9 protein-coding genes are annotated in these 11,125 nt (G+C 70.2%); all 9 read right to left on the minus strand.

Annotation, left to right across the window (positions count from 1 at the left end):
- Positions 1-8 precede the first annotated feature (8 nt).
- Entirely contained in the window at positions 9-1,286 is a 1,278-nt protein-coding gene (locus OG937_20170) for a DUF2092 domain-containing protein (protein ID WUD73841.1), read from the minus strand.
- 264 nt (positions 1,287-1,550) lie between these two features.
- Positions 1,551-2,537, minus strand: coding sequence for a polyprenyl synthetase family protein (locus tag OG937_20175; protein ID WUD78819.1), 987 nt, complete (start codon positions 2,535-2,537; stop codon positions 1,551-1,553).
- A 390-nt stretch (positions 2,538-2,927) separates the two neighbouring features.
- The gene (gene nuoN, locus OG937_20180; GenBank protein ID WUD73842.1) at positions 2,928-4,580 is read right to left on the minus strand and encodes an NADH-quinone oxidoreductase subunit NuoN; all 1,653 of its coding nucleotides are present in this window, start codon (positions 4,578-4,580) and stop codon (positions 2,928-2,930) included.
- Entirely contained in the window at positions 4,577-6,172 is a 1,596-nt protein-coding gene (locus OG937_20185; protein ID WUD73843.1) for an NADH-quinone oxidoreductase subunit M, read from the minus strand. Before OG937_20185 ends, nuoN begins: the two co-directional genes overlap by 4 nt.
- Complete coding sequence (gene nuoL, locus OG937_20190) at positions 6,172-8,070, minus strand: NADH-quinone oxidoreductase subunit L (protein WUD73844.1); 1,899 nt, start codon at positions 8,068-8,070, stop codon at positions 6,172-6,174. The genes OG937_20185 and nuoL overlap by 1 nt, the downstream gene beginning before the upstream one ends.
- Positions 8,071-8,082: 12 nt before the next feature.
- On the minus strand, positions 8,083-8,382 hold the full coding sequence (gene nuoK, locus OG937_20195) for an NADH-quinone oxidoreductase subunit NuoK (protein ID WUD73845.1): 300 nt from the start codon (positions 8,380-8,382) through the stop codon (positions 8,083-8,085).
- Positions 8,379-9,176: an NADH-quinone oxidoreductase subunit J gene (locus OG937_20200; GenBank protein ID WUD73846.1), complete on the minus strand. Its 798-nt coding sequence runs from the start codon at positions 9,174-9,176 to the stop codon at positions 8,379-8,381. The genes nuoK and OG937_20200 overlap by 4 nt, the downstream gene beginning before the upstream one ends.
- Positions 9,173-9,829 (minus strand): NADH-quinone oxidoreductase subunit NuoI, encoded by a 657-nt coding sequence (nuoI, locus tag OG937_20205; GenBank protein ID WUD73847.1) that lies wholly within the window; start codon positions 9,827-9,829, stop codon positions 9,173-9,175. The genes OG937_20200 and nuoI overlap by 4 nt, the downstream gene beginning before the upstream one ends.
- Positions 9,822-11,120 (minus strand): NADH-quinone oxidoreductase subunit NuoH, encoded by a 1,299-nt coding sequence (gene nuoH / locus OG937_20210; GenBank protein WUD78820.1) that lies wholly within the window; start codon positions 11,118-11,120, stop codon positions 9,822-9,824. Before nuoH ends, nuoI begins: the two co-directional genes overlap by 8 nt.
- Positions 11,121-11,125: the final 5 nt, after the last annotated feature.

The following is an 11,125-nucleotide window of genomic DNA, read 5'->3' on the forward strand; positions in this document are numbered from 1 at the left end:
TCCGGGCCCTACTCGGCGGCCGCGTCGGCGGCCTTGATCAGGGCGTCCTGGGTCACGGTGCCCACGTAGACCTTGCCGCTGTCGGTGATCAGGGCGTTCACCAGGCGGGTGCCGACCACCGTGCCGGTGCCGAACTCGCCCTTGACCTCCTTGCCGAAGGTGCCGAGCAGCCCCTGTCCGCCGAGGCCCGGGGCCTTGTCCCCGCCCTCGGACGGGCCGGCGTTCAGCGCCTCCTGAGGCAGCTTCAGCTCGGCGATCGAGTCCCAGCCCTTGCCGAGGACGCCGAGGCCCTCCAGACCGTCCAGGCCGCCGAGGTCACCGAACTCCTCGTGCGCCCCGCGGGCCTCCCGCCCGGCCTTCCCGTCCGCCGTCCCGTCCGCCTTCTCGCCGGCCTTCTCCGTCGTCACCTTCGCGCCCTTCGGCGGGGTGAAGTCGAAGACCGAGGCGGCGGGCCGGGAGAAGTCGACCTTGGTGAAGGCGACGTCGACGATGGCCTTGCCGCCGCCCCTCGGGGCGAGGGTGAACTTCAGCGGCACACCGGTGCCGGCGTCCACGCCGATCCGGATCGACCCGACCGTGGAGTCGGTGGCCTTGGGCCTGACCACCAGCTGGTAGGCGTCCCGCCCGGCGATGCGCGCGGTGCCGTCCACCGTGACGGTGGAGCTGTCGTCCGCCGCGTCGAGGATCTTCTTCGCGGCTTCCTGCGGGGTGGCCGGCCAGCCCTCGGGCAGTTCTCGGTCGCCCTTGGCCTGGTCCTCACCCTGCGCCTCCCGCGGGAGACCGGTGAGGTGGTAGGCCTGGTTGCTGCCGCTGTCGTAGGCCCAGACCTCGTCACCGCTGTGGATGAGGCTGTACTCCGCGGCGTTCTGGACGATCGACACCTTCTGCTTCTGCGGGCCGTCGGCCGCCACGCGCAGGGTGTGGGAGCCGGCCAGCAGCTGGGTCAGCTGCTCCTTCGGGTCGGCCGAGGAGTCGCCGCGGCCGCCACCACCGCCGCCGAAGGGCCCACCGGCGCCCGTGGCGCCGGTCAGCAGGGCCGGCAGGCCGAAGTCCGTGCTGATGCGGACCGAGCCGGAGATCGTCTGGGTGTCCGAGGCCGCGACCTTCGCGATCAGCTCCTCGGCCGTGATCCCGGGCAGATCCGGGCTGCCCGCGTTCGCGAGCGCCGGTACGAGCCCGATGGTCGCCGCGGCGACTCCCGCCGCCGCCACCGGGACCGCGTAACGTATCGCCTTGGTCCGGCGCCGGGGCTCCCGGTCGTCGTCCATGGGCTGGATGGGTGCCATTACGTCCCTACCTCCGTTGTCAACGGCGGGTTCCCGTCATCGTCGCACTCGTCCACCTCGGGCCATTGTCACCCGATCCGCCGTGTGGTGGTGCCTCTTATCCCATCAATCCGGCCACTCAGGCGCATCGCCCGCCGGGATCAACTCGGCATACACCTCTGGGATGACGATCCCTGACAACGGCTCAGGGCGGAAGGCGCCCTTCGCCCCCGGTGACCGCTCGGGCGCCGGGGGACGGCCGTCCGGGTCACCTCCCGGGCCGGCCTAGCCCGCGCGGTGCACCACGGCCTCGCAGAGCCCCTCCAGGGCCTGCTTGGCGGCACAGCCGGGGAGCGGTGCCAGCAGGGCCCGCGCCTCGTCCGCGTAGCGCACGGTGTCGCGCCGGGCCTGCTCCAGCGCCGGATGGGCGCGCATCAGCTCCAGCGCCTCGGCGTGCCGCCGGTCGTCCGTCAGATCGCCGTCCAGCAGTTCGCACAGCCGCAGGTCGTCCGCCGAGGCGAATCCGTCGGCCTTGGCCACGGCCGAACGCAGGTGCAGCACGGGCAGGGTCGGCACGCCCTCGCGCAGGTCCGTGCCCGGGGTCTTGCCGGACTCGTGCGAGTCGCTGGCGATGTCCAGCACGTCGTCGGCGAGCTGGAAGGCCGTGCCGACGCGCTCCCCGTACTGGGTGAGGATGTCGACGACGCTCTCGTCCGCGCCGGACATCATGGCGCCGAAGCGGCACGAGACGGCGATCAGCGAACTCGTCTTGCCGGCGATCACTTCCAGGTAGTGGTCGATCGGGTCGCGTCCGTCGCGCGGGCCGACGGTCTCCAGGATCTGACCGGTGACCAGCCGCTCGAAGGCCTCGGCCTGGATGCGTACGGCCTCCGGCCCGAGGTCGGCCAGTATGTGCGAGGCCTTGGAGAACAGGAAGTCGCCGGTCAGCACGGCGACCGAGTTGTCCCAGCGGGCGTTGGCGCTCGGCACGCCGCGGCGCACCGCGGCCTCGTCCATGACGTCGTCGTGGTACAGCGTCGCCAGGTGCGTCAGCTCCACCACCACGGCCGACGGCACGATGCCGGGCGCGTGCGGATCGCCGAACTGGGCGGCCAGCAGCGACAGCAGCGGACGGAACCGCTTCCCGCCCGCGTGCACGAGGTGGCGGGCCGCCTCCGTGATGAACGGCACATCGCTCTTGGTGGCCTCCAGGAGGCCTGCCTCGACGGCGGACAGCCCGGCCCGGACGGCGGACTCGAGGTCCTCGTCCATTACGCTCAGCCCGAAGGGCCCGACGACGGTCGTCACCTGGGATTCTCCTGTCGCTGAGATCACTTCTGCGGCTTGCGGCGTGGCGCTGCACTACACCTGGCAGAGTAACCGGTCGCCTCTCGATCACTGCGAGGGCATGGCCCCCGCGGGCCACTACGCCCGGTTTTGCCCGCGTGTACGGCCGGTCCTTTCCGGTACCACGCCCGGCCGCGGGGCCTCACCGCCGCCTCGCACACGCCCCCGCACGGCACCCGGAGCGGGCTCCGCGAGGGGCCTCCGTCGCTCTCCCGCCTTCCCCGCGAGCCGCCCGCCATGCCGAACGGCGCGGCCCCCGCCAAGTGCGGGGAGCCGCGCCGTGGATGGCCGCACGGGCAGGGCCGTGCGGTGGGGTCAGCGGACGAAGACGCCCGCCTGGCTCGCGAGGTCCAGGAAGTACTGGGGCGCGACACCCAGCACGAGGGTGACCGCCACGCCCAGTGCGATGGCCGTGGACGTCAGCGGCGAGGGCACGGCGACCGTGGGACCGTCGGCCTTGGGCTCGCTGAAGAACATGAGCACGATGACCCGGATGTAGAAGAACGCCGCGATGGCGGACGAGATCACACCCACGATCACCAGCGGCACCGCCCCGCCCTGCGCGGCGGCGCTGAAGACCGCGAACTTCCCGGCGAAGCCGGACGTCAGCGGGATGCCGGCGAAGGCGAGCAGGAAGACCGCGAAGACCGCGGCCACCAGCGGGGAGCGCCGTCCCAGGCCCGCCCAGCGCGACAGATGCGTGGCCTCCCCGCCGGCGTCGCGCACCAGCGTGACGACGGCGAAGGCGCCCAGCGTCACGAAGGAGTACGCCGCCAGGTAGAAGAGCACCGAGGAGATGCCCTCCGGCGTGGTCGCGATGACACCGGCCAGGATGAAGCCGGCGTGCGCGATCGAGGAGTACGCGAGCAGGCGCTTCACGTCGGTCTGGGTGACCGCGACGATCGCGCCGACCAGCATCGTGAGGATCGCCACGCCCCACAGCACCGGCCGCCAGTCCCAGCGCAGCTCCGGCAGGACCACGTAGAGCAGTCGCAGCAGCGCGCCGAAGGCGGCGACCTTGGTGGCCGCGGCCATGAAGCCGGTGACCGGGGTCGGAGCGCCCTCGTAGACGTCCGGCGTCCACATGTGGAACGGCACGGCGCCCACCTTGAACAGCAGGCCCATGCCGACCAGCGCGGCACCGATCAGCAGCAGCGCGTCGTTGCCCGCGGAGTCGGCCAGCGCCGGGTTGAGCTTGGCGGTGCCGTCCACGACCGACGCGATGCCGGAGTAGGAGACGGTGCCCGCGTAGCCGTACAGCAGGGCGATGCCGAACAGCAGGAAGGCGGAGGAGAAGGCGCCCAGCAGGAAGTACTTGACCGCCGCCTCCTGCGACATCACACGCCGCCGCCGGGCGAGGGCGCAGAGCAGGTAGAGCGGGAGGGAGAAGACCTCCAGGGCCACGAAGAGCGTCAGCAGGTCGTTGGCCGCCGGGAAGATCAGCATGCCGCCGACGGCGAACATCAGCAGCGGGAAGACCTCGGTGGTGGTGAAACCGGCCTTGACGGCGTTCTTCTCCTGGTCGCTGCCCGGCACCGCGGAGCCCTGTGCGGCGAAGGAGTCGACGTGCCGGCCGTGCGCCTTGGGGTCGAGCCGGCGCTCGGCGAAGGTGAACACCCCGACCAGGCCCACCAGCAGGATCGTGCCCTGCAGGAAGAGGGCCGGGCCGTCGACGGCGACCGCGCCCATGGCGGCGATGTGGGCCTTCGTCGTGGCGTAGCCGCCCGCCGCGAGCGCCACGACCGCGGCGAAGGCGGAGGCCATGCCGACGACCGCGAGGCCGACCTGCCCGGTGTAGCGCAGGCGCCGCGGCAGGAACGCCTCAATGAGGATGCCGAGGATGGCCACACCGAAGACGATCAGGACCGGAGCCAGCTGGGCGTACTCGATCTTCGGCGCGTTGATCTTGTCGGCGGCGAGCGGTGCCGCCGTTGTCCACAGGCTGTGGACGGCAACTGTGCTGCTCACTTGGATGCCTCCAGCGCCGGCTTGGGGTCGGTCTTGTGCACGTCGGAGAGCGTCTGCTGCACCGCCGGGTTGACGACGTCGGTGAGCGGCTTCGGGTACACCCCGAGCACGATCAGCAGCGCGATCAGCGGCGCCACGACGGCGAGTTCCCGGACCTTCAGGTCGGGCATCCCCTGCACCTCGGCCTTCACCGGGCCGGTCATCGTCCGCTGGTACAGGACGAGGACGTACAGCGCGGCGAGGACGATGCCGGTGGTGGCGACGATCCCGACGGCCGGGTAGCGGCTGAACGTCCCGACGAGGACGAGGAACTCACTGACGAAGGGGGCGAGCCCCGGCAGCGACAGGGTGGCCAGACCGCCGATCAGGAAGGTGCCGGCCAGCACCGGGGCCACCTTCTGCACCCCGCCGTAGGACGCGATGAGACGGGAGCCGCGACGGGAGATCAGGAAGCCCGCGACCAGCATCAGCGCGGCGGTGGAGATGCCGTGGTTGACCATGTACAGCGTCGCCCCGCCCTGGCCCTGGGAGGTCATCGCGAAGATGCCCAGGATGATGAAGCCGAAGTGGGAGATCGACGCGTACGCGACCAGCCGTTTGATGTCGCGCTGGCCGACGGCGACCAGGGCGCCGTAGACGATGCTGATCAGCGCCAGCACCAGGATCACCGGCGTCGCCCACTTGCTGGCCTCGGGGAAGAGCTGGAGGCAGAAGCGGAGCATCGCGAAGGTGCCGACCTTGTCGACGACCGCGGTGATGAGCACCGCGACCGGCGCCGTGGCCTCGCCCATGGCGTTGGGCAGCCAGGTGTGCAGCGGGAACAGCGGGGCCTTGACCGCGAACGCGAAGAAGAAGCCGAGGAACAGGGCGCGTTCCGCGGTGGTGGACATGTCGAGCTTGCCGGCCGCCCGGGCCTGCAGGATCTCCTGGAGGGAGAAGGTGCCCTGGCCGAGCTGGTCGGCGGTGACGGCGTAGAGCCCGATGACCGCGGCCAGCATGATGAGCCCGCCGGCCAGGTTGTAGAGCAGGAACTTCACCGCCGCGTAGGAGCGCTGACGGGCCGCCTCCTCCTCGCCGTGCTCGTGGGCACGGTCCCCGAAGCCGCCGATGAGGAAGTACATCGGGATGAGCATGGCCTCGAAGAAGATGTAGAAGAGGAAGACGTCCGTGGCCTCGAAGGAGATGATCACCATCGCCTCGACCAGCAGGATCAGCGCGAAGAAGCCCTGGGTGGGCCGCCAGCGGCGGTTTGGGTTCTTCTCCTCCAGCGGGTCGGCGTCGTGCCAGCCCGCGGCGATGACGAACGGGACGAGCAGCGCGGTCAGCCCGATGAGCGCGACGGCGATGCCGTCCACGCCGAGTTCGTAGCGGACCCCGAAGTCGGCGATCCACGCGTGGGACTCGGTGAGCTGGTAGCGGGCACCGCCCGGGTCGAAGCGGACGAACACGATCACGGCCAGCACGAGCGTCGCCAGTGAGACGGCCAGCGCCAGCCACTTGGCGGCCTCGCGCCGCGCCGCCGGCACGGCGGCGGTGGCGATCGCGCCGAGCGCCGGCAGGCCGGCGGTCAGGGTGAGCAGGGGGAAGGACATCAGGCAACACCCCTCATCAGCAGCGTCGCGGCGACCAGCACCGCGGTGCCCGCCAGCATCGACACGGCGTAGCTGCGCACATAACCGTTCTGGAGGCGGCGCATCCGGCCGGAGAGGCCGCCGACGGCGGCCGCGGTGCCGTTGACGACGCCGTCCACACCCTTGTGGTCCACGTAGACCAGACCGCGGGTGAGGTACTCGCCGGGCAGCACCAGGGCGACGTGGTTGAAGTCGTCCTGGAGCAGGTCGCGCCGGGCGGCGCGGGTGAGCCAGCTGCCGCGCGGGGCGACGGACGGCACCGGGCGGCGTCCGTACACGGCCCAGGCCAGGGCGACGCCGAGCACCATCACCACCATCGTGGCGCCGGTGACGGCGGCCGCGCCGATCGGCGGGTGGCCCTCCTCGTGACCGGTGACCGGCTCCAGCCACTTCACGAAGGCCTCGTTCCAGCTGAACAGGAAACCCGCGAAGACCGAGCCGAAGGCCAGGACGATCATCGGGATCGTCATCGACTTCGGCGACTCGTGCGGGTGCGGCTCGTGGCCGTCCGCGTCGGGCTGCCAGCGCTTCTCGCCGAAGAAGGTCATCAGCATCACGCGGGTCATGTAGAACGCGGTGATCGCCGCGCCCAGCAGGGCCGCGCCGCCGAGGATCCAGCCCTCGGTGCCGCCCTTGGCGAAGGCGGCCTCGATGATCTTGTCCTTGGAGAAGAAGCCGGACAGTCCCGGGAAGCCGATGATCGCCAGGTAGCCGAGGCCGAAGGTGACGAAGGTGACCGGCATGTACTTCCGCAGGGCCCCGTACTTCCGCATGTCCACCTCGTCGTTCATGCCGTGCATGACCGATCCGGCGCCGAGGAAGAGCCCGGCCTTGAAGAAGCCGTGGGTGACCAGGTGCATGATCGCGAAGACGTAGCCGATCGGGCCGAGGCCCGCGGCCATCACCATGTAGCCGATCTGCGACATCGTCGAGCCGGCCAGCGCCTTCTTGATGTCGTCCTTGGCGCAACCGACGATCGCACCGAAGAGCAGCGTGACCGCGCCGACCGTCACCACGGCCACCTGTGCGGTGGGCGCGGCGTTGAAGATCACCCCGGAGCGGGTGATCAGGTAGACGCCGGCGGTCACCATCGTCGCCGCGTGGATCAGGGCCGAGACCGGGGTCGGGCCCTCCATCGCGTCGCCGAGCCAGGACTGCAGCGGGACCTGGGCCGACTTGCCGCAGGCGGCGAGCAGCAGCATCAGGCCGATGCCGGTCAGGACGCCCTCGCCCGCCTTGTCCACCTGGCCGAAGAGCGGCTCGAAGGTGAAGGTGCCGAAGGTGGTGAACAGCAGCATGATCGCGATCGACAGGCCGACGTCACCGACGCGGTTGACGATGAAGGCCTTCTTGGCCGCGGTCGCCGCGCTGGGCTTGTGCTGCCAGAAGCCGATCAGCAGGTACGAGGCCAGGCCCACGCCCTCCCAGCCGACGTACAGCAGCAGGTAGTTGTCGGCGAGGACCAGCAGGAGCATCGCCGCGAGGAAGAGGTTGAGGTAGCCGAAGAAGCGGCGGCGCCGCTCGTCGTGCTCCATGTAGCCGATCGAGTAGATGTGGATGAGCGTGCCCACACCGGTGATCAGCAGGGCGAAGGTCATCGACAGCTGGTCGAGCTGGAAGGCCACGTCCGCGTGGAAGCCGCCGACGGAGATCCAGGTGAAGGCGGTCGAGTGCAGCGCGCGGTCCTCGCCGCCGCGGCCCAGCATGTCGAAGAAGAGCACCGCCGCGCCGACGAAGGACGCCCCCGCGAGCGTGGTGCCGATCCAGTGGCCCGTGCGGTCCAGCCTCCGTCCGCCGGTGAGCAGCACGCCGGCGCCCAGCAGCGGCAGGAGGACGAGCCATCCGATCAAGTAGTCCACTTTCGCTACCCCTTAGAGCTTCATCAGGCTGGCGTCGTCGACCGAGGCCGAGTGGCGGGAGCGGAAGATCGTCACGATGATCGCCAGGCCCACGACCACCTCGGCGGCGGCGACGACCATCGTGAAGAAGGCGATGATCTGGCCGTCGAGGTTGCCGTGCATGCGGGAGAAGGTGACGAACGCCAGGTTGGCGGCGTTCAGCATCAGCTCGACGCACATGAAGACGACGATCGCGTTGCGCCGGATCAGCACCCCGGCCGCGCCGATGGTGAACAGCAGCGCCGACAGGTACAGGTAGTTGACCGGATTCACTTCGACGCCTCCTCGGAGCGCTGTTCCAGCTCGGCGACCCTGTCGACCGCCTCCGCGGACACGTCCCGGTACTGGCCGCGGCCGCGCAGCGTCGGGCTGACGCTGAGCTCCGAGACCGTGCCGTCCGGCAGCAGGCCGGGGACGTCGACCGCGTTGTTGCGGGCGTAGACGCCGGGCGCGGGGAGCGGGGTGATCTGCTTGCCCTCGCGCACGCGCCGCTCGGCGAGTTCGCGCTGGGTGGCACGGGCCTCGGTGCGCTCGCGGTGGGTGAGGACCATCGCGCCGATCGCGGCGGTGATGAGCAGCGCACCGGTGATCTCGAAGGCCCACACGTACTTGGTGAAGATCAGCGAGGCGAGTCCCTCGACGTTGCCGCCGGCGTTGGCCTGGCCGAGCCCCTGGAAGTTCTTGATCGAGGCGTTGGCGATGCCGGCGATCAGCAGCACGCCGAAGCCGATGCCGGCTCCGGCGGCCAGCCAGCGCTGCCCCTTCAGCGTCTCCTTGAGCGAGTCGGCGGCGGTGATGCCGACCAGCATGACGACGAAGAGGAAGAGCATCATGATCGCGCCGGTGTAGACGACGATCTGGACGACGCCGAGGAAGTACGCGCCCTGGGCCAGGTAGAAGACCGCCAGGACGATCATCGTCCCGGCCAGCGACAGTGCGCTGTGCACGGCCTTCTTCATCAGCACGGTCGAGAGCGCGCCGAGCACCGCGACGGTGCCGAGCACCCAGAACTGGACCGCCTCCCCGGTGGAGGTGGTGTACGCGGCCAGCGTGGTCACGCCGTTCATGCCTCGCCTCCCGTCCCGGCCGGAGCGGCGCCGCCCGTCGCGGGGACCTCGGTGCCCGCCGTGCCGTCGCCGTCCCGCTCGCCCTCCACCGTCTCGTCCGGCTTCTCGCCCTTGGAGACCGCGACCTGGCGCTCGGTCCCGGGGGCCGCGTGCGTCACCGCGCCGCGGTAGTAGTCGCCCTCGTCCATGCCGGGGAAGATCGCGTGGGGGCTGTCGACCATGCCCTCCTCCAGGCCCGCGAGCAGCTGCTCCTTGGTGAAGATCAGCGACTCGCGGCTGCTGTCGGCGAGCTCGTACTCGTTGGTCATGGTCAGCGCGCGCGTCGGGCAGGCCTCGATGCACAGCCCGCACAGGATGCAGCGGGCGTAGTTGATCTGGTAGACGCGGCCGTAGCGCTCGCCCGGCGAGTAGCGCTCCTCGTCGGTGTTGTCGGCGCCCTCGACGTAGATCGCGTCCGCCGGGCAGGCCCAGGCGCACAGCTCGCAGCCCACGCACTTCTCCAGCCCGTCCGGGTGACGGTTGAGCTGGTGGCGGCCGTGGAACCGCGGCGCGGTCGGCTTCTTCTCCTCGGGGTACTGCTCGGTCAGGCGCTTCTTGAACATGGCCTTGAAGGTCACGCCGAAGCCCGCGACCGGGCCCAGGAACTCAGGCATCGTCGGCCTCCTTGCCTACGAGTTGACGCTCCGCGCGGGACGGCCGCCGCGGGACGGGCGGCAGCTCCTGGCCGGGCAGCGGCGGCACGGGGTACCCGCCCGCCATGGGATCGAACGGCTCCTGCGGCCCGGCCTGTTCGGCCGCCTCCTTCGCCTTGTCGCCGCGGTCGCGGAAGACGTCGAAGACCAGCGAGACCAGGAGCAGCAGGACGATTCCTCCACCGACGTAGAGCACGATCGACTGGAAGTCGTAGTTCTCGTTGCGCAGCGCCCGGACGGTGGCGACCAGCATCAGCCACACCATCGAGACCGGGATCAGGACCTTCCAGCCCAGCTTCATCAGCTGGTCGTAGCGGACGCGGGGCAGCGTGCCGCGCAGCCAGATGAAGAAGAAGAGCAGCAACTGCACCTTCACCACGAACCACAGCAGCGGCCACCAGCCGTGGTTGGCGCCCTCCCAGAAGGTGCTGATGGGCCACGGGGCCCGCCAGCCGCCCAGGAAGAGGGTGGTCGCCACCGCCGAGACGGTCACCATGTTCACGTACTCGGCGAGCATGAAGAGCGCGAACTTGATCGACGAGTACTCGGTGTTGAAGCCGCCGACCAGGTCGCCCTCGGACTCGGGCATGTCGAAGGGGGCGCGGTTGGTCTCGCCGACCATCGTGCCGATGTAGATGATGAAGGAGACCGGCAGCAGCAGGACGTACCAGCGGTCCTCCTGCTGGGCGACGATCTGCGAGGTCGACATCGAGCCGGAGTAGAGGAAGACCGACGCGAAGGCGACGCCCATCGCGATCTCGTACGAGATCATCTGCGCGCAGGAGCGCAAGCCCCCGAGCAGCGGGTACGTCGAGCCGGACGACCAGCCGGCCAGCACGATGCCGTAGATGCCGACGGAGGCGGTGGCCAGGATGTAGAGGACGCCGATCGGCAGGTCGGTGAGCTGCATCGGCGTACGGTGGCCGAAGATCGAGATCTCGTTGCCCGCCGGGCCGAAGGGGATCACCGCGACCGCCATGAAGGCCGGGATGGCCGCCACGATCGGGGCCAGCACGTAGACGACCTTGTCGGCCTTCTTGACGATGAGGTCTTCCTTGAGCATCAGCTTGATGCCGTCGGCGAGCGACTGGAGCATGCCCCAGGGGCCGTGCCGGTTGGGGCCGATGCGCAGCTGCATCCACGCGACGACCTTGCGCTCCCACACGATGGAGAAGAGCACGGTCACCATCAGGAACGCGAAGCAGAAGACCGCCTTGATGGCGATCAGCCACCACGGGTCCCGCCCGAACATGGACA

The sequence above is a fragment of the Streptomyces sp. NBC_00510 genome, assembly GCA_036013505.1.
In the GTDB taxonomy this organism is placed as follows: Bacteria; Actinomycetota; Actinomycetes; order Streptomycetales; family Streptomycetaceae; genus Actinacidiphila.